This window comes from Paraburkholderia sp. RL17-368-BIF-A (assembly GCF_046054045.1).
Taxonomy (GTDB): Bacteria; Pseudomonadota; Gammaproteobacteria; order Burkholderiales; family Burkholderiaceae; genus Paraburkholderia; species Paraburkholderia graminis.
The window spans coordinates 576,279-599,796 of sequence record NZ_JARESN010000002.1 but is presented as its reverse complement, the minus strand read 5'-3'; the positions used below and the strand labels follow the sequence as shown (position 1 = coordinate 599,796).

The 23,518-nt window shown below is 66.7% G+C and carries 23 protein-coding genes; 15 read left to right on the top strand and 8 right to left on the bottom strand.

Annotated features, from left to right (window positions below; translation table 11 throughout):
• The 6 genes from sctN to P0D87_RS05740 all read right to left on the bottom strand — a co-directional run bounded on the left by sctN (position 1) and on the right by P0D87_RS05740 (position 5,079).
• The gene (gene sctN / locus P0D87_RS05765; RefSeq protein ID WP_053860681.1) at positions 1-1,362 is read right to left on the bottom strand and encodes a type III secretion system ATPase SctN; all 1,362 of its coding nucleotides are present in this window, start codon (positions 1,360-1,362) and stop codon (positions 1-3) included.
• Between the two features lie 29 nt (positions 1,363-1,391).
• On the bottom strand, positions 1,392-2,249 hold the full coding sequence (gene sctL / locus P0D87_RS05760; protein WP_171799895.1) for a type III secretion system stator protein SctL: 858 nt from the start codon (positions 2,247-2,249) through the stop codon (positions 1,392-1,394).
• Positions 2,234-3,184, bottom strand: coding sequence for a type III secretion protein HrpB4 (locus tag P0D87_RS05755; RefSeq protein WP_408636745.1), 951 nt, complete (start codon positions 3,182-3,184; stop codon positions 2,234-2,236). Before P0D87_RS05755 ends, sctL begins: the two co-directional genes overlap by 16 nt.
• 2 nt (positions 3,185-3,186) lie before the next feature.
• Entirely contained in the window at positions 3,187-3,981 is a 795-nt protein-coding gene (sctJ, locus tag P0D87_RS05750) for a type III secretion system inner membrane ring lipoprotein SctJ (protein ID WP_029970654.1), read from the bottom strand.
• 57 nt (positions 3,982-4,038) lie between these two features.
• Positions 4,039-4,437, bottom strand: coding sequence for a type III secretion protein HrpB2 (locus P0D87_RS05745; protein WP_006047122.1), 399 nt, complete (start codon positions 4,435-4,437; stop codon positions 4,039-4,041).
• 66 nt (positions 4,438-4,503) lie between these two features.
• A complete protein-coding gene (locus P0D87_RS05740; protein ID WP_053860682.1) occupies positions 4,504-5,079 on the bottom strand; it encodes an HrpB1 family type III secretion system apparatus protein in 576 nt (191 codons plus the stop codon).
• Positions 5,080-5,475: 396 nt separating this feature from the next.
• Between P0D87_RS05740 and sctU the strand changes: the two genes are divergently transcribed.
• The 11 genes from sctU (at position 5,476) to P0D87_RS05685 (ending at position 15,216) form a co-directional block, all read left to right on the top strand.
• Positions 5,476-6,597 carry a type III secretion system export apparatus subunit SctU gene (gene sctU, locus P0D87_RS05735; RefSeq protein WP_053860684.1) on the top strand — a complete coding sequence of 374 codons (1,122 nt, stop codon included), beginning with the start codon at positions 5,476-5,478 and terminating at the stop codon, positions 6,595-6,597.
• Positions 6,581-8,665, top strand: coding sequence for a type III secretion system export apparatus subunit SctV (sctV, locus tag P0D87_RS05730; RefSeq protein WP_053860685.1), 2,085 nt, complete (start codon positions 6,581-6,583; stop codon positions 8,663-8,665). The genes sctU and sctV overlap by 17 nt, the downstream gene beginning before the upstream one ends.
• A 29-nt stretch (positions 8,666-8,694) precedes the next feature.
• On the top strand, positions 8,695-9,390 hold the full coding sequence (gene sctP, locus P0D87_RS05725; RefSeq protein WP_053860686.1) for a type III secretion system protein SctP: 696 nt from the start codon (positions 8,695-8,697) through the stop codon (positions 9,388-9,390).
• A 58-nt stretch (positions 9,391-9,448) separates the two neighbouring features.
• A complete protein-coding gene (sctQ, locus tag P0D87_RS05720) occupies positions 9,449-10,789 on the top strand; it encodes a type III secretion system cytoplasmic ring protein SctQ (RefSeq protein WP_053860687.1) in 1,341 nt (446 codons plus the stop codon).
• Positions 10,773-11,423 carry a type III secretion system export apparatus subunit SctR gene (sctR, locus tag P0D87_RS05715; RefSeq protein WP_053860688.1) on the top strand — a complete coding sequence of 217 codons (651 nt, stop codon included), beginning with the start codon at positions 10,773-10,775 and terminating at the stop codon, positions 11,421-11,423. The genes sctQ and sctR overlap by 17 nt, the downstream gene beginning before the upstream one ends.
• Positions 11,424-11,463: 40 nt before the next feature.
• The gene (gene sctS, locus P0D87_RS05710; protein WP_006047114.1) at positions 11,464-11,727 is read left to right on the top strand and encodes a type III secretion system export apparatus subunit SctS; all 264 of its coding nucleotides are present in this window, start codon (positions 11,464-11,466) and stop codon (positions 11,725-11,727) included.
• Positions 11,724-12,629, top strand: coding sequence for a hypothetical protein (locus P0D87_RS05705; RefSeq protein ID WP_053860689.1), 906 nt, complete (start codon positions 11,724-11,726; stop codon positions 12,627-12,629). The genes sctS and P0D87_RS05705 overlap by 4 nt, the downstream gene beginning before the upstream one ends.
• Positions 12,630-12,782: 153 nt before the next feature.
• A complete protein-coding gene (locus P0D87_RS05700) occupies positions 12,783-14,087 on the top strand; it encodes a secretion protein (protein WP_408636743.1) in 1,305 nt (434 codons plus the stop codon).
• Between the two features lie 7 nt (positions 14,088-14,094).
• Positions 14,095-14,355: a hypothetical protein gene (locus tag P0D87_RS05695; RefSeq protein ID WP_053860690.1), complete on the top strand. Its 261-nt coding sequence runs from the start codon at positions 14,095-14,097 to the stop codon at positions 14,353-14,355.
• A 92-nt stretch (positions 14,356-14,447) separates the two neighbouring features.
• Entirely contained in the window at positions 14,448-14,612 is a 165-nt protein-coding gene (locus P0D87_RS05690; RefSeq protein ID WP_006047110.1) for a hypothetical protein, read from the top strand.
• A gap of 136 nt (positions 14,613-14,748) precedes the next feature.
• Positions 14,749-15,216 (top strand): CesT family type III secretion system chaperone, encoded by a 468-nt coding sequence (locus tag P0D87_RS05685; RefSeq protein WP_053860691.1) that lies wholly within the window; start codon positions 14,749-14,751, stop codon positions 15,214-15,216.
• Between the two features lie 128 nt (positions 15,217-15,344).
• On the opposite strand, the gene P0D87_RS05680 is transcribed toward P0D87_RS05685, so the two are convergent.
• Complete coding sequence (locus P0D87_RS05680; protein WP_321175856.1) at positions 15,345-15,803, bottom strand: hypothetical protein; 459 nt, start codon at positions 15,801-15,803, stop codon at positions 15,345-15,347.
• A gap of 224 nt (positions 15,804-16,027) precedes the next feature.
• Between P0D87_RS05680 and P0D87_RS05675 the strand changes: the two genes are divergently transcribed.
• The 4 genes from P0D87_RS05675 (at position 16,028) to P0D87_RS05660 (ending at position 22,832) form a co-directional block, all read left to right on the top strand.
• Positions 16,028-16,720 (top strand): GNAT family N-acetyltransferase, encoded by a 693-nt coding sequence (locus P0D87_RS05675; protein WP_053860692.1) that lies wholly within the window; start codon positions 16,028-16,030, stop codon positions 16,718-16,720.
• Positions 16,721-16,814: 94 nt separating this feature from the next.
• A complete protein-coding gene (locus P0D87_RS05670; protein WP_053860693.1) occupies positions 16,815-20,420 on the top strand; it encodes a hypothetical protein in 3,606 nt (1,201 codons plus the stop codon).
• Between the two features lie 707 nt (positions 20,421-21,127).
• The gene (locus P0D87_RS05665; RefSeq protein WP_216649094.1) at positions 21,128-21,535 is read left to right on the top strand and encodes a hypothetical protein; all 408 of its coding nucleotides are present in this window, start codon (positions 21,128-21,130) and stop codon (positions 21,533-21,535) included.
• Between the two features lie 334 nt (positions 21,536-21,869).
• Entirely contained in the window at positions 21,870-22,832 is a 963-nt protein-coding gene (locus tag P0D87_RS05660) for an alpha/beta hydrolase (RefSeq protein ID WP_053860694.1), read from the top strand.
• On the opposite strand, the gene P0D87_RS05655 is transcribed toward P0D87_RS05660, so the two are convergent.
• Complete coding sequence (locus P0D87_RS05655) at positions 22,812-23,330, bottom strand: lytic transglycosylase domain-containing protein (RefSeq protein ID WP_053860695.1); 519 nt, start codon at positions 23,328-23,330, stop codon at positions 22,812-22,814. The two genes, P0D87_RS05660 and P0D87_RS05655, sit on opposite strands and share 21 nt — an antisense overlap.
• Positions 23,331-23,518: the final 188 nt, after the last annotated feature.

Below are 23,518 nucleotides of genomic sequence, written 5' to 3'. Positions count from 1 at the left end.
TCAACCGTTCGCCAGTTGGAAAAGCCGCGCCTCGGTGTCCTGCGGCGCGGCCAGTTCATGCGTCGCCTGATTGAAGAACGCGCGGATCGCGTCGATCTTGCGAATCGCCTCGTCGGCAAGCGGATTGCCGCCCGGTTGATATTCGCCGATCTGCAGCAGCATCTCGACCTCGCGATGCTTCGCCAGCAACTCGCGCAGCCGGCCTGCAGCGCGCACATAGTCGGGCGTCATCACTTGCGGCATCACGCGAGACAGGCTCGCGAGCACGTCGATGGCCGGATACTGGTTTTTGGCGGCGATTTCGCGCGACAGGATCATGTGTCCGTCGACGATCCCGCGCACTTCCTCGGCAATCGGATCGTTGCCCGACTCGTCCTCGGCGAGCACCGTGTAGAGCGCCGTGATCGAGCCGTGCTCGCCCGTGCCCGCGCGTTCGAGCAGGCGCGGCAACTCGGCGAAGATCGACGGCGGAAAGCCGCGCCGCGCGGGCGGCTCGCCGGCGGCGAGGCCAATCTCGCGCTGCGCGCGGGCAAAGCGCGTGAGCGAATCCATCATCAGCAGCACGCGTTGGCCGCGGTCGCGAAAGTGCTCGGCAATCGCGGTCGCGACATAAGCCGCCTTCGCGCGCTCGATCGACGAACGGTCCGAGGTCGCGCACACGACGATGGAGCGCGCCATGCCCTCGGGTCCGAGAATCAGCTCGACGAACTCGCGCACTTCGCGGCCGCGCTCGCCGATCAGCGCGATCACGGTCACGTCGCATTGCGCGCCGCGCGCGAACATGCCGAGCAGCGTGCTCTTGCCGACGCCCGCCGGCGCGAAGATGCCCATGCGCTGACCTTCGGCGAGCGTCATCATGCCGTCGACGATGCGCACGCCGGTCGCAAGCGGCGTGTCGATCATGCGCCGGCTCATCGGCGAAGGCGGGTTCGCGAAGACCGGGCGCTCTTCGATGGTATCGAGCGGCCCGAGTCCGTCGATCGGCTCGCCCAGGCTGTCGATCACGCGGCCCAGCAACGCGTCGCCGACCGGCACCGTCAGCGAACGGCCGAGCCCTACGACGCGTGTGGAGCGCGAGATGTCGGCGAGCCGCGAGAACGGCGACAGCAACGCGACGTCGCGCGTGAAGCCGATTACTTCGGCATGCTGAAGTAATTCGCCGTTCGCCGCGCGCAGTTCGCACAGCTCGCCGAGCGTCACGTCGAGGCCGGCCACCTTGACGAGCGTGCCGATGACTTCCAGCACCTTGCCGGTTCGCGCGATGCTCGCTGTCGACAGGATCTCGTGTTCGATCGCATCGGCGAGGCGCTCGGCATCGAAAGGCGGAAGCAGCGCGTCGTCCGGGTCGTCGGCTTCGTGCATGGCGGGCGCATTGGCCGCGCGTGGCGGGGTCATCGCGAGCCCTCGTCGTGCCCGCCGTTCCAGTCACCGTCTGCATGGGCGAGTTCGGCGGCGGCGTGCTCGTGCTCCTGCGCATACGGCGCGAGCGATTCGGCGACCGCGCCGAGTTCGCTCGCGGACTGCTTGAGCGCCCGCGAGACGGCGAGCCGCATCGCGCGCATTTGCGTCGCGAGGCTCGCGTCGATCGCGCCGAAATCGGACTCGCACAGGCAACTGCCTGGCGCGAGCCGCTTGTCGGCGACCACGGACAGCGGAAACGGCCGGCCGAGATCGCGCCAGCGCGCGGACAGCCGTTCGAACGCGACGCAGGCCTTGTCGTAGTCGACGGGGCTCACGGCGACGCGCAGCCACGTCGCGCCTTCGACGATGCGGTCGACTGCCGACAGCGCCCGCTCGAACAGTTGATCGGCCTGCTGGACCTGCACGATCTGCTCGACGGCCACGGTCACGATGCTCGCGATCCGCTCGCGCATTTTCAGTTGCGCGCGGCGTTGGCCGGCGCCTGCATCCGCGAGGCGCTCGACCCAGTCCGCGAGCGCGCGCTGTTCGCCGTCGCGGTAACCGCGGGTGGCGGCGTGCTCGTACTCGTCGCGCGCGGCCGCGAGAATCGTTTGGGCTTCGGCGTGCGCGGCGGCGACGATCGCCGCGGCTTCGTCGCGCGCGGCGGCGAGGGTCGCTTCGCGGTCGGCGGCGAGTTGCGCGTACGCGGCGTCGATCTCGATCAGCGCGCCGAACGCGGCGCGCGGCACCACGTCCGCGTGCGCGCCGACATGGCCACGGCCGTGTGCGTCGCCGTGGATGCTGACCGCGGCGGGCAGTAGACGGTCCGATCTCAGCCAAATAGCCATGCCCACTCCGAAAGCAGTTCGGGAAGTTGCGCGAACAGGAACGCGGTGCCGCCGGTGTCGAGTTCGCGCGCGGTCGTGGCGGGCCACGGCGGGGGTAAGTCGCGGGGCAAGGCGAGGCGTAGGAGTGGACAGGGGCGTGGCCACGCGAACAGCGCCGCCTCCTGCGCATCGCTGGCGGACAGCGCCACGTCACGTGCGATCAGCGCATAGCCTTCGTACGCCAGCCGTTCCGCGTCGAGTTCTTCGAGCGAAGGCAGATGGCCGCGCGCGACGAGGCGCGCTACATCCGGCACATTAGCCGACGCGCGGTCAGCACCGGGACGCCTCGGCGCAGCACCCAACCGTTCGAGCGGCATGCCGATCCATTCCGCGAGGCGGCGGCGGCTCGGCTTGTCGATCAACCTGCGCACCTCCGCCCGACGCAACAGCAGCGCGCGCATGCGCAGCACGCGCAACGCGTCGTCGACGGGCAACGCATCGAGCACGAGCGGACTGGGCGCGCGCAAGCTGTCGAAGTCCGGCAGCGGCACGCCGGCCGCGCGCAACAGCGCCCGCGAACAGGCGGCAGCGGCACCGGTGCCTGTGCTCGCCAGCGCGTCGCGCAGTGCGTCGAATGAGGCGGATACCGTGGCCGGCGACACATCGAGCGCGGGCGCCCACCATGACGGATGCGCCCAGCGAGCGGCGTCATTTGCATTGCGCTGCCACGCGGCGAGCGCTGCAGCGGCGCGCGAAAATGGGAACGCTGCGGGGGACGGCGCGGAGCGTGCTGCTGGAAACGCGGTGGATGCGGGCGTCGAAAGCGCAGAGGAAGAACTCGCTGATCCCGTCCCCGCCAACCCAACCGAAGAACCCGCCGATGCCTGAGCCGAAAGCGCAGGCGAAGACCCCGCCGCCCCCGACGCCGCCAACCCACCCGAAGACACCGCCGCCATCATCACGCCGCAGAAGAAGGTTTCGCACGCCGCCACTTGCCGACGAGCGCGCTGATTCGCGCATAAACACGCGGATACAGCGGACCCGCCGCGCCCTTCGCCGGCATCCCGCGCCGCAACCACAGAAAGAGACTCGCGGCGCCGACGAGAAACACCAGCGCCGCACCGATCAGCGTCGGCAGCGGCGAGACTTGCGCGGGCGCGGGCTTCGGCAGATCGACGGGATCGGCGGCCACGGCCGTCACGCTCACCGCGTCGTAAGTCAGACCTTCGACGCTATGCATCACCAGCGTCTTGATCTGCGGCACGAGCGCGTTCGCGTCCGAATCGGGCCGGTATTTGATGAACACGGACGCCGACGACGGCTTCATCTGCTGCGCAAGCGGATCGTTGTTCGGCAGCACGATCTGCACGCGTGCGACGATCACGCCGTCGATCTTCGAAAGCGTCGCCGACAATTCCTGCGACAAGCCGTAGATAAAGCGCACGCGTTCCTCGGTCGGCGTCGACACGAGGCCGTCCTTCTTGAAGAGGCTGCCGAGATCGTCGTAACGGCTATGCGGCAGGCCGCGCTCGCGCAGCACCTGCATTGCGTGGACCAGTTGCTTGTCGTCGACTTCGAGCGTCCAGGTCTTGCCGTTGTCGATGGTGCTCTTGGACGCATCGACGCCCTGCTCCAGCAGCGCCACGACCATCTCGTTCGCGTCCTGTTCGGTCAGATTGCGATACAACTCCTTCTGGCAGCCCGCGAGCACGATACAGCCGGCAAGCGCAAGCCCGAGCGCGGCCGCGCGCATCGCGCGGACCGAGGCGTGTCTCGCTTGCGTGGCGTCTCGCATCGTCTGCAACATGGGCTATTGATTCTTCATCAGCGTTTCAACCGACGACTTCGACGAGTTGACCACGCCCATCTTGGCCTCCATGTCGAGTTGCGTGCTGGCGAGTTCGAGCGTCGCTTTCATCGCGGCTGCGGTCATCTCCTGGACCGACATGCTGTTCGCCTGGCTCGACAACGCGACCACGTCGTTCACCGACTTCTGAATCTCCGCGTCCTGCGACGCCGCCATCTTGGCGATCACATTGGTGCTCATGTCGTCGCCGCGATTGGGCGGCGCCATGCGCGGATTCTGCATCAGCGATTTGAAGCGGTCGCCGGCCTGTTGCAGCGATGCGTCGCCACCGGCCGCGTGCGATGCCGGCGCTGCCGCTTGCAACGCGGCCGCGATCTGCTGGTTCGTCACAGGAAGTGTCATGCTCAGCCTCGTTCCGTTGAATGTTTCGGATAACGTAGCATCATGCCGACCACCGCGAACAGATAATCAGATGCGCAAATAGCCTTGCTGCGCGATCGCCTCGTTATGCGCGGCGGTGGGCGGCGGCGGGCTCATGGCGGGCGGCTCTTGCGGCAGGTCGTCGTTGAGCGCGGTGATCGACAGCGGCACTTCGAAGGTGCCGCCGTTGCGATAGACGCGAATCGCCTCGCGCAGATCGTCGCGAGCTTCGAGCGCGCGCACGAGCTGGCGCGTGTCGCGGTCCGGGTTCTGCGCGAGCGCGGCGCTCGCCCATTGACGCCAGCCGGTATCGCCCTTCACGGACAGGCAGAACGCGAGCAGCGCCTTCGCATACGAGAAGTGCGGCGCGCCTTCGATCACACGCGAGAACACGCGGATCGCATCATCCCAATGGCCGCGCTGCATGTAGAGCACGGCTTCCATCGTGTCGAGCTCGGCCATTCGCGGGCGCAACAGACGCAGCGCGTCGAGCGTCAATTCGATGTCGTACGGATCGGCTTCGAGCGTCGGAAAATTGTTGAGCAGCGCGCAGGACAGCGTGTCGATCAGACCGCCCACAATGGCCTGACTGCAGTTGAGGTAATCCGGCGTGGCGGTACTCATGGCGAGAACTCCTGCTGATGGACTTGTCGACGAAGCGCTGCCACGCAAGGCCGATTCAGCATCGGCATGCGGCGCGCAGCGATGCACCAGGATACCGCTCCGCTTTGCGCCGCAAATGCGCGATACGAAGCGAGCGTGATCCACGCGAAGTGGGCAAGCGGCGTGTCGTGCTCTCTGTCGTGCGTCGCGTGCCGTGCCACGCAGCGCCGCGAGCCCGAACCGCGTCGCTTCGTTTGCCGGACGCGGGCTTCGCATCCGCAGCGCCGCGTGACGAGCGGCCCGCTACCGTCGGGCTACCAGGGCAAGGAGCCGCGTGCACCGCATATCGACCACAGCGGCACAAACAGCGGCAAACACAGCGGCACCCAGCGCATGCGATGACCCCAGCGGAATGTCATGAGCGAAGAAAAAACCGAGCAGCCTACCGACAAACGCCTGCGCGACACACGCAAGGACGGCGAGACGTCGAAGAGCGTCGACCTGGTCGACGCCGCGACGATGGCCGCTGTCGTCGGCGTACTCGCGTTCGCGGCGGCGAGCTTCGGCGGGGCGCTGCGTTCGATCGTGACGACCGCGCTCGAGTTCGCGTCCGGCAACCACGATCAGCCGCTCATGTACGGCAAGCTGTTCGACCTCGGTAAACAGGCGCTCATCGTGATCGTGCCGTGCGTGGGCGCCGCGGCGCTCGCGGCAGTGGCCGCGCTGATGCCGCAAGTGGGCTTTCAGATCGCGACCAAACCAGTCGTGCCCGATCTGAAGCACGTGAGCCCCGTCGACGGCGTGAAGCGGATTTTTTCGTGGCGCACGGTGATCGACCTCGTGAAGATGATCGTCAAGGCCGCGATTATCGGCGTGGTGATGTGGTTCACGATCAAATGGATTTTGCCGTTGATCGTCGGTTCGCTGTATCAGCCGCTGCCGGAATTGTCGAAGCTCTTCTGGTCGCTGCTCATCAAGCTCTTCGCCGTCGCGGTGGCCGTGTTCATCGTGATCGGCGTGATCGACGTCAAGCTGCAACGCGTGCTGTTTCTGCGCAAGCTGAAGATGTCGAAGGACGAAGTCAAGCGGGAGCGCAAACAGATGGACGGTGACCCGAAAATCAAGGCCGAACGCAAGAAGCTCGCGCGCGAGTTCGCGACGTCGGCGGCGCCCGCGCAGCGCGTCGGCTTCGCGAATGCGCTGATTGTGAACCCGACGCACTATGCGGTCGCGATCCGCTATGCGCCGGCCGAGCATCCGTTGCCGCTCGTGATCGCGCGCGGCATGGACGAAAGCGCGGCGCAGTTGCGGCGCTTCGCGCGCGACGCGAATGTGCCGATCATCGGCAACCCGCCGGTCGCGCGCGCGCTCTACAAGATCGGCATCGACGAGCCGATTCCCGAAGAACTGTTCGAGACCGTCGCCGCGATTCTCCGCTGGGTCGACGCGATCGGCGCGCGGCAGATCGAAAACCCGCACGGCGCGCACAGCCACAACAGCCACCACAACCTCCAGAGCCGCGATGTTCAAGACACTTAAGCTACCCGCCGTCGGTGAGATCGGCATCGCGTTGCTGGTGGTCGCGATCATCTCGCTGATGATCCTGCCGCTGCCGCCGTTTCTGATCGACATCCTGCTCGCGATCAACATCACGATCAGCGTGACCTTGCTGATGGTGACCATGTATGTGCCTAACGTGGTGTCGCTTTCGGTGTTTCCGTCGCTACTGCTTTTCACGACGCTATACCGGCTCTCGCTGAACATTGCGTCGACCAAGTCGATTCTGCTGCACGCGGACGCGGGCAACATCATCGAAAGTTTCGGCGAACTCGTGGTGGGCGGCAACCTTGTGGTCGGCATGGTCGTGTTCGTGATCATCACGACCGTGCAGTTCATCGTGATCGCGAAAGGCTCCGAACGCGTGGCCGAAGTCGGCGCGCGCTTCACGCTCGATGCATTGCCCGGCAAACAGATGAGCATCGACGCCGATCTGCGCGCGAACCTTCTCACGCCCGAAGAGGCGCGCCGCAAGCGCGCGACGCTGGCCGTCGAAAGCCAGTTGCACGGCGGCATGGACGGCGCGATGAAGTTCGTCAAGGGCGATGCGGTGGCCGGGCTCATCATCACGCTCATCAACATCATTGCGGGGATCGCGGTGGGCGTCGCGTATCACGAGATGACGGCGGGCGAAGCGGCGAACCGCTTTTCGATTCTGTCGGTCGGCGACGCGATGGTCTCGCAGATTCCGTCGCTGCTGCTTTCGGTGGCCGCGGGCGTCATGATCACACGTGTCTCCGACGAACGCGACGCGCGGCCTCTGTCGCTCGGCGACGAGATCGGTCGCCAGTTGTCGGCAAGCGCCCGCGCGCTCTACTTCGCGAGCCTGCTGCTGCTCGGCTTTGCCGCCGTGCCCGGCTTTCCGACATCGCTGTTCCTGCTGCTCGCGGCGATCCTCGCGTTCTGCGGCTATCGGCTCGGCAAGCGCAAGCCCGCCGCGACCACGCATGCGGGCGAAGCCGTCAACGCGATGCAGCGCGCCGGCTCGAAAGCCGAGACGCCCGCGATTCTCACGCGTGCGCCGCAGTTCACCTGCCCGCTCGGCGTGCGCATCTCGCCCGACCTCGTCGCGCGTCTGTCGACGGCCGCGCTCGACCGCTCGTTCGAAACCGAACGCGCACGTCTGCAGGAGTATCTCGGCTTGCCGTTTCCCGGCATCACGATGTGGACCAGCGACGAGTTGCCCGCGTCGAGCTGCGAACTGCTGATGCACGACGTGCCGTATTGCGCGATCGAATTGCCGCCCGGCAAGGTGATGCTGCCGGACCCGAGGCTCACGGGCACACGCGAACCAATTTCCGCCGACGCGGAAGCACTCGCCGCTCGTAGTGAAAAACGCCGCGGACTCGACGGCGGGCCTGGGCCCACGTGGTGGATCGACGAAAAGAGCCTGCCGCCGAAGCAACCGGCGTGGCGCGCCGAACAGGTGATCGCGCATGCATCGGTCGCGATGCTGCGCAAACATGCGTCGCTCTTTCTCGGCATTCAGGAAGTGCAATGGATACTCGATCAGCAGAACGCCGAGTATCCGGGACTCGTCGCCGAAGTGCAGAAAGTGCTGCCGCCGCAGCGTATCGCCGATGTACTTCGCCGGCTGCTGGAAGAGCAGATTCCGATCCGCAACGTGCGCAATATTCTGGAGAGCCTCGTCGTGTGGGGCGCAAAAGAAAAGGACATGCTGATGCTCACCGAATACGTGCGCGGCGACCTCGCGCGCTTTCTCGCGCATCGCGCGGCGGGCGCGGGACGGCAATTGCCCGCGGTACTGTTCGATCTGCCGGTCGAGCAGCATATCCGCCAGGCGATCAAGCAGACGCCGACGGGCAACTTCCTCGCTCTGCCGCCCGATGAAGTCGGTTTTCTGATCGACCGCATTCAATCGTTTGTAGGCGATACGCCGCGTGACGGCGTCGCACTCGTCACGTCGATGGATATTCGCCGCTATGTGCGCCGCATGATCGAGGCGCGGCTCGGCTGGCTCGCGGTGTATTCGTATCAGGAACTCGGCGAGCATGTCGAACTGCAGCCGCTCGGCCGCGTGACGATCTAGCCGCGCCGATCACCTTCACGTTCACGCTCATGACGATCATCGAACCGCGGCCGCTGCGCATCATTCCGTCCGACGCCGATTCGCGTCCCGCCGCCGACGCCGCACGCGCGCGGCGTTTCGATTACGCGGCGCTGGTGCGTCGCACGCGCTCGCAACGCACGCCGGTTTCATTCGACGAAGCCGCAGGCGCGTCGCAAGCCGAGTGCGCGTGCGCAGCAAACGGCGCGGCAGACGACGACGCGCACGCCAACCGCTTCGGCGACGATCACGCCCGCGATTCAAGCGCCGAAACAGAAGCCGAGACCGAAGCCCATGCCGCCGATGAAAGCGCGCATGCATCGGAACGCGCTATCGCCGCGCACGAAGCGTTGCTACAGCGCCTGCCGCCAGCGACGATGCCCGCCGTCGACGCCCTCTTTCGCACGCAAGGCCATTTCCTCGAACTGGCGCGCTCGCTCGCGCGAGAGGTCGCGGCCTTCTGCGCGGACCCCGCGATCGGCGACGCGGGCAACTGGGAAGTGCGCATTCCGCTCGACGAACGCATTCTGCCGGACACGACGCTCTATCTGTCTCTTTCGCGTTTCTGGTTGTCGCTTCGGTTCGACACGCGGGGCATCGAAACGCGGCAGTTACTCTTCGACCACAGTGCGATGCTCGAACGCGAGCTCGCTTCGCTGCTGAACGCGTGGGGCACGCCGCGCGACATCGAACTGACGGTGTGGTGAGCGCGCCGCCCGTCGTTTATCCTGGCCGACGCTGGCCGCATTCCTGAACCGACGCCGCATGGGTTATTCGATCGCCGAAATGCCAGGGGTGGACGCTGCCGCGGAACGTGCGGCGGCGAGGGTTCCCCAAACGGCGCCCATCGCAAGACTGCCGCTTCGCGCCGTGCCGCCGCTTGCCGCGCGCGTCGCGCGGCTCGTCTGCGATGCCGGCGCTGCGCAATGGCTCGCGCGCGATGCCGCTATCGTCGATTGGCAAGCGACGCTCGAACCCGCTGCCGAGCGCAGTCACGCGCCCTTCGAACAGCCCGGCGTGCTCGATCTCGCGCATGCGGCCGGCGCGGTTCGCGTGCTGTTCGATCTCGCCGCGTATCCTGCCCTCGACATCGCCGCGCTGCCCGACGGCACGCTCTCTCGCGCGCCGGTGCCCGGCGATACGGCTCGCGCGTTGCGCATCGCCGTCGCCGGTGTGCTGGTCGAACCGCTGCTGAAGCGGCTCGCGGCGCTCGGCCTCGGCGATATGCATGTCACGCAGCTAGCGCGCGGCACGCCGCCTGAACCTTCGGTGCACGATTGCGCAACATTCGACGCGACCTTCTCGCTCGACGGCACGCGGCATCGCGCGCGCGTGCTGCTTGCTGCGTCCGTGGTGGACGCGCTCGAAGCATTGCACGGCACGCGCACAGTCCGCCTTATCGCCGACGCTTTTCGTGCGCACGCTTCATCGCAGACACAAAACAGCGCGCCGTTCGACGGCTATAAAGTGCCCGGACGCCTGATACTCGGCTCACGCCGTCTGCCCGTCGACACGTTGCGCGCGCTCGAAGCCGGCGATGTGTTGCTGCGTTCGCTGCCGGGCAATCTGCGCGCGCTGCTGCCGGCCAGCGGCGTAGAACGCATCGACGAAACCTGCGCCGCTCACCCAGCCGACGCCAACGGCACGACCCACGCCACGACCCACGCCACCCCGCTCGCCGAGCCCGCGACGGCGATGGCGACCGCCACCGTGGCCTGGGGCTCGCCCGGCCTGATGCGCGTTCACGCGCAAGTCAACATTGAAGGCCGCAGGCTTTCACTTACGAAGGAGCCCATCATGACCGATGAGCTGGACCCTGTTCGCCCGGACGATTTGCTCGCACCGGATCAACATTCGAATCCGATCGACATCGGCGAACTCGATCTGCCCGTCCAGTTCGAAGTCGACACCGTCGCGCTGCCGCTCTCGCAACTGTATGCGTTGCGCCCCGGCTATGTGCTCGAACTGCCGACGCCGGTTGCCGACGCGCAGCTCAAGCTGGTCACGCATGGCCAGACCATCGGCTATGGCGAGCTCGTCACCGTGGGCGATCATCTGGGCATCCGCATTTTGCGCATGGCGCACGGCGATGGTCCAGTTCAGTGACATCACCGGACTGCTGATCGTCATCGTTGCGATCAGCCTCGTCCCTTTCGTCGCGATGGTCGTCACGTCTTACGCGAAGATCGTCGTGGTGCTCGGCCTGTTGCGCAATGCGCTCGGCGTGCAGCAGGTGCCGCCCAACATGGTGCTCAACGGCGTGGCGATTCTCGTGTCGCTGTACGTGATGGCGCCGGTCGGCATGCAGGCGATGCAATCGATGCAGGGCCAAACGATCGCCGGCCAGCCCACTCAGGCGCTGATCCAGGTCTTCAGCGCCGCGCGCGAACCGTTCCGCACGTTCTTGCAGAAGCACACGAACGAGCGCGAAAAGCGCTTCTTCATCCGCTCGGCGAATGTCGTGTGGCCGAAAGACGCTGCATCGAGCCTGCATGAAAACGACCTCATCGTGCTCGCGCCGGCCTTCACGCTGACCGAACTCACCGACGCGTTCAAGATCGGCTTTCTGCTCTACATCGCGTTCATCGTCATCGATCTGATCATCGCCAATGTGCTGCTCGCGATGGGCTTGAATCAGGTCACGCCGACCAACGTGGCGATTCCGTTCAAGCTGCTGTTGTTCGTCGTGATGGACGGCTGGTCGACGCTGATTCACGGCCTTGTGATGACGTATCGTTAGCACGCAAAGATCGGGAACATCGACTCATGGACATCGACTCATGGACATCGACACGCTCGTTCGCTTCACCACTCAGGGCATGCTGCTCTGCATGTATATCTCGCTGCCTATCGTGATCGTCGCCGCGCTGGTGGGACTCGGCGTGTCGTTCCTGCAGGCGATCACGTCGATGCAGGATCAGACGCTTTCGCACGGCGTGAAGCTGATTGCGGTGACGGTGGCGATCGTGATCGCCGCGCCGTTTTCGGCGGCGGCGCTGCTGCACTTCGCGAACGAGATCATGCATACGGCGGTGCCGCAATGACGCGCGTCGGCACACCGTTCAACGCGGCGTCGCTGACGGCACACGCGGATGCGGCTCGCGAACGCTCGCAGCAAACAACGGTCGCGCGCTTCGCGGTGTTGTATCGCGGCACGATTACGTTCAGCTATGCGCGCACGCAGCAAGCGGCGATGCGCGGTTCGCAGCTCGCGCGCAAGCTCGCGGCGCTCAACGCGCGCAGGCGCAATGCCGCGCGTCGCACGGGCATGCGACGGCCCATCGTCGTGACGGGTAACGATGCGAGCGAGCATGCGCCGGATGCCGCCGACTCCGCTCGTATAACGCGCGACGGCGGCGGTGGCCGCGGCAACGGCGGGCAATCGCATGACGGCCGCGACGGCGCTGACGGCGAGAATCGCGAGAATGGCGCGCCGCACACGCAGGTTCGCATGCGCAGCAGCGGCCAGGCGGCGATCGCGGCACCTGAGCGCGGGCCGTTGCAGAAGTTCGTCGAGGTGCAAGCGGGTCGCGCCGATCTTTCGGAGACGCTGCCGCGCCTCTGGTGCGACGCGCTGCTCGCATCGCGCGATGAAGCCGCTGCGCGTCCGCAGGCATCGCTCGATGCGCTGCTGCATGAGCGCTTCATCGATCTGCTTCGCGTGCAGTTGCAAACCGGTGCGCCCGGCGATGCGGACATGGGCGCGTGGCGGCAGCGGCTGATCGACGCGTCGGCATCGCGAGGCGCTGGTTCAGATCGCGCGGGCGCAGGCGCAGGAGGCGAAGCATCGGCGGAACAAATCGGCCGCACAGGACGGCTTAATCTGCTGTTGCCGCTGTTGCTGCTCATGTACGGCAAGCCTTCGACATCGCCAATGCGCGAGCGCGCATTGAACGTGCGCATAGTGCAGCGCGGCGCCGCGCTTGCGGCCGCCGCGCGCCGCTAATGCCGCTAATGCCTCGCATTCTCCCGCCCTCGCGCGCAGTTTCGCTTTCCATGTATCCGCTTCGCATTGTGTGCTGGAACGTCATCGGCGGCGGCTAGAGTGAGTGTCGAAGGCGTGCCGCTGCGCGCCGCATCATCCTTGAACGGGCTTTCCATGACGAAGCTGCTGCGTATCCTGACTGGCGTGCATGCCGGCGCGGAATTGCGTCTCGGCACCGGCGCTCATCGGATCGGCGCGGATGACGACGCCGACATCCGCATCTCCGACTGGCATGGCGACGACGTGCTGCTCATCGTCGATGCGAGCGGCGTGGTGAGCGCGCGTCGCATGATGGAGGTCATGGCGGGAGACTTCGCGGCTCAAAGCAATGAGTCAAGCAGTATCAACAACGAAAGCAACGACGGCACTCAGGGAGCCTTCCCCACATCGCAAGACGAAGACGAGCCGGGCACCGTCATCCTGCTCGAATTCGTGCCGATGCAATTCGGCGATACCGTCGTGTGCATCGGCTCGGACGACGCGGCCTGGCCGAGCGATCTCGATCTGCTCTCGACGCTGCTCGTGAAGCCGGACGAAACCCGGCGCGCGGCGGAGCGCTCGCGCCGCCGCAGAATGACGGGCATCGTCTCGGCGTGCGCGATGCTCGGCGCGGTGCTCGTGATCGGCTCGGTGATGCTGACGACAGCCGTCAGCCGTGCCGCGTTGCCGCGCGACGCGGGCGACCTCGCGCAGCGCGTGAATCTCGAACTCGCCGCCGCGCACATGAAGGAAGTGCACGCGCAGGTGCGAGGCGCGACGGTGATGGTGAGCGGCATGGTCGCGACGCCCGACGAAGACACGCAGGTGCGCAAGATGCTGATGCGGATCTCGCCGAACGGCATCGTACGGCACTACGACATCGCGCAGAACGACGTACGCAACATCGCGGATTCGCTCGCGATGCAGGGACTCAAAGTCGTCTACACAGGACGCGGAAACTTCGAAATCAGCGGCAAGGCGGCCAATCCGCGCGACGTCGAATCGGCCGTCGCGCGCATGCGCCACGATCTGAGCGACAACGTCAAGGACGTGCGTGTGCGCGTCGCGCAAGCGGACGATGCGTTGCCGTCGGCGCCTTCGTTCTCTTTCCTGATGTCCTCCGACGATGTGCGCTATGGCCAGACACCCGACGGCGTCAAACACATTTATACGCAGCCGGAAGAACCGGCTTCGTCGACGGCCGCTGCTGCGGGAAACGTCACGGGAAACGCCGCGGAAAATAGCGCGAGCGATGCGCAGAAGAATGCGAGTAGCGACGAAACATCCGCCAACAACGGTCCCGCGATAATCGCGAGCGGCGCTGCACGCGGCGTGATGCAGCCCGTCGAGGATATTCCCGCGACGCCGCCCTCGCCCGCCCCGCGCGCGGCGAACAAGACCGCGGCAAACAAAACCGCTTATCTGCCGCTACCGAAGTGAGGTTCCCATGACGCAAACATCGAACATCTACGCGCCGCTCGAAGCGTGCGCCGCCGACTTCAACGATCTGCAGAAGACGCTCGCCGATCCGGCCGGCGGACCGCGTCCTGCCGCAATACGCGAGGCGCTCGAGGCGACCGCGAAAAACGTCGGCGAGGCGCACGGCGCAACCGAACTCGACCGCAACGATCTCGCGAAGCTCTATCGCGGTCTGCTCGCCGCGAGCCGCATCGTCGGGCAGCTTGCGGATAAACGCGGCGCAACCTGAGCGCCGCGCACGAGGCTCGCCCCTGTGCGGCGGCTGTGGTTGCCTGCCGCACAGGGCAGCATTTCTTCTTAACTTGAGCACGAGGAGGTCTTATGTCTATCGGTCCGGCAATGGGTGCGATCACCGGCATGGCCGCGCAAGGCAGCACCGCTGCTATCGGCGCGGCGCAGGCCACGCTGCAGATGTCGCTGGCGGGCGCGGTTGCCAACACCATGAAAACCGCGGGTCAGACGATCCAGGGCGGCACCGGGCATTAAGCGCCAGGCGCGCCGCAAACCGCGCTGCGGAATGCGGTGCAAGCTTGTCGCCAGTTTGCCGGCCGGCTCGCGGTTCGCCGCGTGCCGGCTCTTTGCGTCATCGGCGGGATTTTATTGAGTTGCGCGGGCCTTTGATTTGGACACCAACGATAGTTCGGAGCGCTACGCATCATTGGTGCGCGATCTGTGCGCGACGGTCGGCCTCGCCGATGCCGAGCATGTGTTGCGCACGCGCTCGATCGAGGTGGAAGGCTTCGACGTGCGGCTCGAACACTTCGAAAACGATCTCGACGCGCTCTACGCCAATTTTCATTACGGCACGGTGACGGCCGGCCGTACGCTGGTCGTGTTCCGGCTGATGCTGGAAGCGAACCTGCTCATCTACGCGCAAGACCAGGCGCAACTCGGGCTCGATACGGATACGGGCGGCATCGTGCTCGTGCTTCGCGTGCCGATGACTTACGACGTCGACGGCTCCGCACTCGCCGATCTGCTTGCGCACTACGCCGAGCATGGCCGCTATTGGCGCAAGAACATCATCGAATCGACGGATGAGATGTTCGAAGGGATCGTGGCGGGGGAATTTACGTGGCTGCGTGCTTGAAACGACGCGAGTTGCTGCGCGACGGTGTCGAACCTGTTCCTGTGACGCAGCCGCCAACTTGATGACGCACACGCAAGCGAAGACGCGACCGCGTACAGCGGCCGGTCAAGCGCTGCATGACAGCCGGCTCACGTCGCGCCGTGAATCACCTCGCCGACACGCTTCGTGAATTCAACGAGCAACGCGATGTTGGCGAACATGTCCCTCGCGGCGGCCGCGTCGAATGCGGCTTGCCCGATAGGAGGCGCGTCGGAGAATCGCGTTTGCACGGGCCGAACCGGCAGCGTGCGCGTCCACGACGACTGGCTATCGTCGTCGACGCGTGCCGCGCCTGGCGCGATCACCACGACACTTGGTCTGCGCAGCACCGGCAGATTGTCGCCGCCCTTGCGCGACAGGCTGAACTTGACCGGGCCTTGCGGCGGCGATGCGATGTCGCGCAACTGCGCCAGTTCGCCTGCGAGCTTGACACTCGTCGGCACGAGCGCCGCGCGCCCGGCGGCTTTCTCTGACGACGCTTGATGACCTGCACCTTCTATGCCGCCGACGCTCGCCGCCGGCAATGCGGCAATGGCTTTGCTGCTCACGTTGGACTCTCCCAGGTTCGGCGCGGCAAACCGGCATGTGCCGCCATGACGGCACCTTAGCGTTGGCTCGCACGCGACGTATCGGGCCGCGCGAAATGCCGGCAGGCGATGCGAACGCGTGGGCCTTCCCCTTCGCATTTGCGCCTCCGCCTTCGCGGCATCCGCGATGTGTCATGCATCTCTTCATCGACAATGGGATCAAACGCCGCGCCTGGAGATCTCCGATGTCGCCATCGCCATTCCGCTTTCCCGCGCTGATCGAATCCGCCGACCTGCTGATGCGGCCGCCCGAGCCGCGCGATGCCGAAGCGCTTTTCGAAGCAATGCTCGGCGATGCCGCGACGACGCGCGACCTCAGTTTCAAGCGTCACACGCAACTCGACGAGACACTCGCATTCATCGACGATTCCGTGCAAGGCTGGCGCGACGGCACACTGATCCGCTGGGTTCTCGAAGACCGCGCGAGCGGCCGGCTCACCGGCATGATCGAATTGCGGCCGCATCCGCCGCGCGTCGAAGTCGGCGTGATGATCAGCCGGCGCGGCGGTGCGCGTCGCCGGCGCGCGGGCCTGCATGCGCTGCGCAAGCTGCTCGCGTGGATGCTCGCGCAGCCGCCGATTCTGCGCATTTACGCGTATTGCGCCGTGGATGGCGACGCGCACAGCAGCATGGAGAAGCTCGGCTTCACGCTCGAAGCGAAGCTGACGAATTACGAATGCCGGCCCAATCGCGGTCTGCTGGCCGGCGACAGTTATCTGTATGCGATGACGCGTCCGCTGCAAGCGCCCGACGACACGCCTGCGACACGCTGGCTCAATGAATACGCGTCGCTGGACGCACATCTCGACGCGGACGACGTCCACGATGCAGCGAACCCGCACGCGGCTGCGGAAGAATCGCACATCGTCGCTTCGTAATTCGATGCCGCGCTTCGCATCGCGCGGCGCCGCAGCAACCGGCTGTCACATTGGGAGGACATAGTGCAACGCGGTCTCCTTCTGCCGCGTCGACATGTTCCGCTATCGCCCGCTCGATGTTTCGTCCGCTGACAGCCTGATCGAAAACGCGCCTGCCGCGGCGCAAGCGGAGGCCGCGGCGGCGCTCCCGCCGACGCCGACGCGGCGGCGCATGCCTGAGTGGTTTCGCGGGGCGCTTGCGCGGCCCGCGCGGGTCGTCGGCGCGCGCCGCGTCGAATTGAGCACCGCGCTGTTTCAGCACAGCACGCAGGGCAGCGCATCGGGGCCCGAGGATCACGCGCCTGGGGAGCGCCGCTTTCCGCCGATCACCACGGCGAGACATGCGCGGCGCGGGACCGATCCGTTGGCGGATATGGCACTGCTGGCCGCGGGTGCTGCTGGTGCTTTGGGTACGCGCAAGGGTGGCGCCGTCGCGCATGACATAGATGAAGCGGATCAGGCAGCGACGTCATCGCGGCGGATTCCGCTCGATGCCATCACGACGCGCGCCGGGCTCGTTGGGTATGTGCAGCGGCTATTTAACGACGGCTTCGACCAGCCAGTCGATGCAGCGACCCTTGCTGATCGTTTGCATCGACTTTGCTCGGCTGAGGAGCGGGTCGGTGCTGCCTCGCTCTCCGCTTACGGGACGGCCAATGAAACCGTCAGCGGTATCGCGAACCACATCGCCAATGCGACCACCAGCGAGACCGCCAACGACATTGCGAACCGCGCCGCTAACAACACCACCACCAACAACACCACCAACGAAATCGCCAACGAAATCGCAAACGAGCTTGCGAACGACATCGCGAACAATACCGCCGACCACGCCACCGATCTCAACGACATGCAAGCGGCGCTGCGGGGCGCACTGTTAGCCGACGCGCTCGCCCAAGCGGGCGCGGTCGATTGCCGATCCGCGCATCTGATGATCGAGCGCATCGGCATGCTCGACTTCGCGGCACCGCATCTGCGGCGTTCGGCGAGCGACGCCGAGCGCGACGCATGGCGCGCGGCGCGCATGCTCGCGCGCTCCGGCGAGGGCCGCGCGATCCTCACCGCGCTGCGCAGCGCGACGCTCAATCCCTACGACGACGACCTCCATCGCTTCGGCGTCGAAGCGTTGTTGACGAGCGCCAATGCACTCAAGCCGATCCACGCAGACGATTCGACCGCAACCGACGATCCCGCGCCCGGCGCACTCGCGGCCCGCATAAGCACGATCGGCGAAAATCCGCGAGCCGCGGCTGCGCCCACAACGAATAGTGCTGGCGCCACGACGCTGGCCGCACGCGCATTCGATGCCGCATCGACCCTGCTGACCCACGGGCGCGACGCATTGACCGCCGATCAGCGAGGCGCGCTGTTCGCGTGGCGTCAGTCGTTCCGTGACGACGCGCGCCACAGCGAGTTGTCGCAAACGAAGCAGCGCCTCGCACGCTTCACAGAAAACACGATTCCGCGCGTCGGCGAAAAACGTTGGAAGACGTTGCTGCCGCGCATGTTCCGCGGTCGGCACGGTTCACCGCTTTCCGCGCTGCGTCTCGGCACTCAGGGCGTGCCGCGCCAAACCATCGCCGCCGAAGAGGCGAAGGTCCGCAAGCACTTGCAGGCGGCGCTGCCGCAGTTGCTAGAAAGCCCGGCGATGGATCCGCGCGCGGCGCTCGCTCATGCACGGCCCGAGGCGTCGCTCGCGGAACTCGCGGCGCTAAGCGTCTGGCTGGAGCGCGGCGGCTTTCCGCCCGGCCGTCCCGATGACGACACGCTGCGCGCGATCGCGCAGCGCGCTAACGCGATGTGCGAGGAAGCGACGCAGCCGGTGCAGGCTGGCGCGAATTCATCCACATCGGCTTCAGCAGCCCACGCCCCGATGCCGCGCCGCCTCCGCGCCAGCCTCCGCCGAACCACCGCCGCCTGGCTCACAATGCCGCCGCAGCAGTTCGCGAAAACGCGGCCGTTCCGCTTGATCGCGAAGCGCCCGTTCACCGTCGAACGCCTTGCGGTGTGGGGCAAGGTGGCGGGCCTGCCCGACGACGCGCCGTTCTGGCACACCGTGAACGAGTTGCGCGCGGCCACGCAGCATGCGCCGGACATGCGCGCCGCGAACAATGTCGACGATGTGCGCGAGACGCTGGTCGACGTGGCCGCGAATCTCCAATCCGGGCAGCGTCTGCGCCTCACCGACGGCGGGCGGCAAGGCATCAGCACGCGCGGCCTGAACATCACCGTGGAAACCGTTCTGCGCGGACACGGCATGCCGATTTCGCCGCGCCTCGATCTGCGCGCGTCGCGCACCCGCGAGGCGGTGATCGACATCAGCCGCTCGACGCATGGCGCGGCGTTCTTCATCGGCACTGCGAAGTCGAGCATGCGGCACGTCGGCGCGGGGCTGCTGGTCGGCTATGACGTGAGCACCGCGTTGACGGCGCTGCGCGCGGGACTCGTCGCGAACGCCACGCTGCATGCGCGCGAACTCAGCGAGCCGCGCGGCGTGACGCTGCGCGTCGCGCGGCGACTGCTGCCCGACGGCAGCGGCTACGACGACGCGTCGCTGCGCGCGAAGCTGGCCGGCATCGTCGAGCATCTGTTCGACGAATCGGCCAGCGCGCACGACGACGGGCCCGAAGGCGTCTGGAATCGCCTCGCGTCGCGCTACTGGGACGACGCGGACGTGTCCATCAGTTGGACCGATGCTCACACGCTCAACCGCCGGCGCGGCGTCACGCTCGACGCGAACGCGACGGCCAGGGTCGCGAGCTTCGGCCGCGACACCGTCGTCGATCCGGGAAGCGGCGAACGCACGCGTCCGTTGTCGGTGCGAACCGGGCCGTCGGCGGGCGGCGGCTGGCAGCGCTCGCGTCAGAGCGCGGAAGTGGTCGAGCGCAGCGGCCGCGTGCAGGTCGAAGAGCATCGTGTCGGCATCGGCAGCCATTGGCAGTTGCGTGGCGGCATCGCGCCGGGCTTTTCTCATCCGCTCGATGGCGAGGGCCGGCACACGGTGGGCCTCTTTTCTATCGACGCGCCCGCCGCGACGATGACCCTGCGCGAGCGCAACCGTTCCGCGAAGCTGCTGCTGGTGCGCGAGGATGGCCGGCTCAATCATCGCGGCTCGATTCTCGACATCGAGTATCTCGACGCGCGGACCTACACGCGCGCCGTCGATGACGCTCGCGGCGAGCTCGTCGCGCTCTTTGCCGCCGAGGCTCTCGCGCGCCGCGAGCGCAACGAGGCGCTCGGCAAGAGGGGTCATGCGAGTCATGTGCGTTACGAACCTTCGCCGGACGCGCAGGCGGCGGAGCGCATCGACGAGCATCTGGCGAGCGTGCGCAAGAACCAGCGGCCGAATTTGACGTATGTGCAGCGCTATCGATTGCGGCGGCAGGCCGCATTGCGGCTCGACGCGAATCACGCGGCGCTCGCGCAGGCGGGCGGCGACGCTCGGCTTCAGACGCGCATCGCCGCGGCTAACGCGACGATCCTGGACGACCCCGCTTCGTGGATGGCCATCGAGCTGAAAGTGAAGGAGCGCAATGCGAGCGCGCGCAGCTTCGGCCCCAACGCCGTGCTGCAACTGACGACAAGGACCGGCGCTGTGGGCGATCGGGAGATTGTGACGGAGGGTGTGCCGTTTGAGGTGCTGGAGGCGTTGGATCGGTGAGGGTGAGCGAGAGCGCGGTGGTGAAGGTGCTGCAAGCGTTGATCGCTGAGGTCGGTCGCGGGCGCGACGTTCCAGACCTTGCAAGCGTGGGATCGATGAGTTCGCCGAGGACGCGACGTCCAGGACGCTGACCGCGTGGATCGCTGAGCGCGATCCCGCTTCGCGTGTGCGATGGAGGGTTCGCATCGGCGGATATAAGTCCTTCGCAGGAAGACGACAATCCGCTGATTGAGCCGTTCCGCGGCACAGGAGGAATCATGTCGACTCCCGTTGGCGGCAACCCGCCATTCTCCGATCCGCGCATCGGCAACGGTCAGTATGGTCCGCAAGGGCCTGACGATGCACATTCGCCAACGGGTCCGCACGTGCCAGGCGGCGCTCGGGCCCGGCCGGGCTCGAACTCGCCTATCGATGGTCTTCCGCACGCGGCAAGCGGTACGTCCGGGGACGGTGCGCGAAGGGTGCGATGGAGCGCGAGCGGGGGTCGAGGTGCTGCAAGCGTCAGTGGTGCGGGTGTTGGTAACGCCGGCGCCGCTGGCCCCTCTCCCGGCGCTTTCGGCGGGCCGAGTTCCGCCGCTGCCGGGCAGCCTCACCCTCCGTATCCACCGTATCCGCCGCATCCACCGCATCCACCGCACCCGCCGCACGCCCCGAATTACCAGCCGCCCGCGCAAGGTCTTACCCAGCCGTGGCAAGGCAGGTCCAGCATGAAGGGTTGGGCCGTGGTCGCGGGGCTGATGACGATACCCTCGGTGCTGTCGCTCGGAATGATGGGCGGCGGCATGTCGTTCGGCGCGATGAGCGCGCTGTTCGGACTGAGTTCGATTGCGGAGATGGGCGTGCTCGGCATGCTGCTGTTCCGCAGCAGCAGCGGCGCGGGACAACTCGGCGCGCGTTGGCGTCAATATGGGCAGCAGTCGGCGCCGTACGCGCAGCCCTGGCAAGGAGGGCCGCAGGCGCCGTATTCAGGCGCGCCTGGTCAGCCGCCGTTTTCGCCACCGCCTTATGCGCGGCCGACGGGTTGGGATGCTAATGCGGCGGCGTACGGCTGGCCGTCCTCGGGCGCGCAGCCTGATGCGCGTGTTGCCGCCCGGTCGGGACGCGGGTGGCGATGACGTTACTCGTTGAGCGCTATGGCCGCCAGGCGCGCGGGTGCCTGGCGACTATCAAAGCGAGAGCGGCATCGAGATCGGCTTACACATTGGAACTGGCATCGGCGTTCGCACTGGCTCGGGCAGCGGCTTCACCTTCCACTCCGGTATCGGCGTCCGGTTTCGGTTCGGCTTCGGCTTCGGCACCCGCTTAGCTTCCGGCTTCATTTCGCATCGCTTCGGCATCGCCCCACTCCGCCCCCCCACTTCGCATCCCCACTTCCCCCTTCGCGCCTGCAAGCCATCTGCATGGACCGGTTTCTACTCTCGATCAGGTCACATCCGACCGGACGAAGCCATGTCGCTTGCCCCCAGCGTGCAGCAGTTCCTCGCGCGTCGCACGAGCGCCGGCGCGCAGACTCTCGACGCCCTCGAGCTGCGCGCCGCGCGGCAGCGCTTCGATTACTACACGCCGCTCGGCGACGTGCCGCCGCGCGCGCTCGCGGCCGTCGAGGACCTGACGATCGAAACGCGCGACCACGCCCGGCTGGACGCGCGCGTCTACTATCCGGCGCCGCCGTGCTGGGCCGATCCGCAGCCCGCCTTGCTGTTCTTTCATTCGGGCGGCTATGTGGTCGGCAGCGTCGCGACCGCCGACGCGCTATGCCGCGCGCTCGCCGACGAAGCCGGCTGCGCGGTCGTCTCGGTCGGCTATCGGCTCGCGCCGGAATACCGCTTCCCGCATGCCGTCGACGATGCATTCGACGCCCTCCGCTGGCTGCATGCGAACGCGGCGTCGCTGGCCATCGACGGCACGCGGCTCGCCGTCGGCGGCGAAAGCTCCGGGGCCACGCTCGCGACAGTCTGCGCGGTCGGCGCGCGCGACAGCGGCATCCGTCTCGCGCTGCAACTGCTGGTTTATCCGGCGCTGTCGGCGGGAATGGAAACCGAAGCGCATCGCCGCTATGGCGACGGCTATTTCCTGTCGCTCGACATCATCCGCTGGATTCAGCGCCATTACTTGGCCACTGCGGATGACCGCCGCGACTGGCGCTTCGCGCCGCTCGACGGCGAGCGCGACGCCCCGCGCGACTGGAGCGGACTCGCGCCCGCATGGATCGTCTCGGCGGAATACGACCCGCTGCGCGACGAACACGCGCGCTACGTCGACAAACTGAAGCGCCACGGCAACGAAGCGAGCGTCGTCTATTACCCCGGCATGATCCACGGCTTTTTCTCGATGGGCGGCATGATTCCGGAGGCGTCGCTCGCGCATCGCGACGCGGCCCGCATGCTGCGCTCAGCGTTGGGCATCCCGTGAATCGGACACGCGCTCGATGCCCGCGCCACTATCTCGCCGCGCGGGCAGCACGTTCCAGCCGCGAAGGATCGCCGCGATCTGCCGCGCGTAGCGGTCGCGCAATGCCGGCGTCGCCGAATGGTACGCGCCCACCGCCGCCCACGTATTGCCGTACTTGACGATCTGCCGCCGCAATTGCCACGCGGCGATGTAGATGTTCTTGCACGGCGTCATCAGTTCGTCGCGCGTGATGCCGTAGCGCGACAGCGTGCGCAAATGAATCGAGTTGATCTGCATGACGCCGTAATCGGTCGAGCCGTTCGCGTTCGCATGCGTCGCGCCAGGCTGGTTGCGCGACTCCTGCCACGCGATCGCGCGCAGAATCAGCGGATTGACATGCTGATAGGCGGCGGCATCGTCGAAACAGTTGGCCTGCGCGGGCGTTGCGGCGCTCGCCGCGCAGGCAATCGCCAAGCCGACGGCACACGCATGCACGCGCGACACAACACGCGCGCGCATGGCTCGCGTATCGACGCGATGACTCGGGCAGAAGGCGGAAAGCACTGACGTCACGATTAAAACGCGTCTGGTGAACCGGGGCTCTCATCATGCCCGGAGCACTGCGCGCCGCGCTCCGTTCGCGCGAACCGGCGCGCCGCGATGCGAAGCGCGCCGTCGCGTCTATTCCATCCGCGCTGATTTGCTTA

Excerpts from the sequence above, each read along its gene's own strand:
- P0D87_RS05670 (WP_053860693.1), top strand. The coding sequence starts at position 16,815 with ATGTTCCGCTATCGCCCGCTCGATGTTTCGTCCGCTGACAGCCTGATC.
- sctJ (WP_029970654.1), bottom strand. The coding sequence starts at position 3,981 with ATGCGCGCGGCCGCGCTCGGGCTTGCGCTTGCCGGCTGTATCGTGCTC.
- sctL (WP_171799895.1), bottom strand. The coding sequence starts at position 2,249 with ATGGCTATTTGGCTGAGATCGGACCGTCTACTGCCCGCCGCGGTCAGC.
- P0D87_RS05675 (WP_053860692.1), top strand. The coding sequence starts at position 16,028 with ATGTCGCCATCGCCATTCCGCTTTCCCGCGCTGATCGAATCCGCCGAC.
- P0D87_RS05740 (WP_053860682.1), bottom strand. The coding sequence starts at position 5,079 with ATGAGTACCGCCACGCCGGATTACCTCAACTGCAGTCAGGCCATTGTG.
- P0D87_RS05660 (WP_053860694.1), top strand. The coding sequence starts at position 21,870 with ATGTCGCTTGCCCCCAGCGTGCAGCAGTTCCTCGCGCGTCGCACGAGC.
- sctR (WP_053860688.1), top strand. The coding sequence starts at position 10,773 with ATGGTCCAGTTCAGTGACATCACCGGACTGCTGATCGTCATCGTTGCG.
- sctP (WP_053860686.1), top strand. The coding sequence starts at position 8,695 with ATGACGATCATCGAACCGCGGCCGCTGCGCATCATTCCGTCCGACGCC.
- P0D87_RS05705 (WP_053860689.1), top strand. The coding sequence starts at position 11,724 with ATGACGCGCGTCGGCACACCGTTCAACGCGGCGTCGCTGACGGCACAC.
- P0D87_RS05755 (WP_408636745.1), bottom strand. The coding sequence starts at position 3,184 with ATGGCGGCGGTGTCTTCGGGTGGGTTGGCGGCGTCGGGGGCGGCGGGG.
- sctV (WP_053860685.1), top strand. The coding sequence starts at position 6,581 with ATGTTCAAGACACTTAAGCTACCCGCCGTCGGTGAGATCGGCATCGCG.
- sctS (WP_006047114.1), top strand. The coding sequence starts at position 11,464 with ATGGACATCGACACGCTCGTTCGCTTCACCACTCAGGGCATGCTGCTC.
- P0D87_RS05700 (WP_408636743.1), top strand. The coding sequence starts at position 12,783 with ATGACGAAGCTGCTGCGTATCCTGACTGGCGTGCATGCCGGCGCGGAA.
- sctQ (WP_053860687.1), top strand. The coding sequence starts at position 9,449 with ATGGGTTATTCGATCGCCGAAATGCCAGGGGTGGACGCTGCCGCGGAA.
- P0D87_RS05655 (WP_053860695.1), bottom strand. The coding sequence starts at position 23,330 with ATGCGCGCGCGTGTTGTGTCGCGCGTGCATGCGTGTGCCGTCGGCTTG.
- P0D87_RS05745 (WP_006047122.1), bottom strand. The coding sequence starts at position 4,437 with ATGACACTTCCTGTGACGAACCAGCAGATCGCGGCCGCGTTGCAAGCG.
- P0D87_RS05690 (WP_006047110.1), top strand. The coding sequence starts at position 14,448 with ATGTCTATCGGTCCGGCAATGGGTGCGATCACCGGCATGGCCGCGCAA.
- P0D87_RS05665 (WP_216649094.1), top strand. The coding sequence starts at position 21,128 with ATGAAGGGTTGGGCCGTGGTCGCGGGGCTGATGACGATACCCTCGGTG.
- sctN (WP_053860681.1), bottom strand. The coding sequence starts at position 1,362 with ATGCACGAAGCCGACGACCCGGACGACGCGCTGCTTCCGCCTTTCGAT.
- sctU (WP_053860684.1), top strand. The coding sequence starts at position 5,476 with ATGAGCGAAGAAAAAACCGAGCAGCCTACCGACAAACGCCTGCGCGAC.
- P0D87_RS05695 (WP_053860690.1), top strand. The coding sequence starts at position 14,095 with ATGACGCAAACATCGAACATCTACGCGCCGCTCGAAGCGTGCGCCGCC.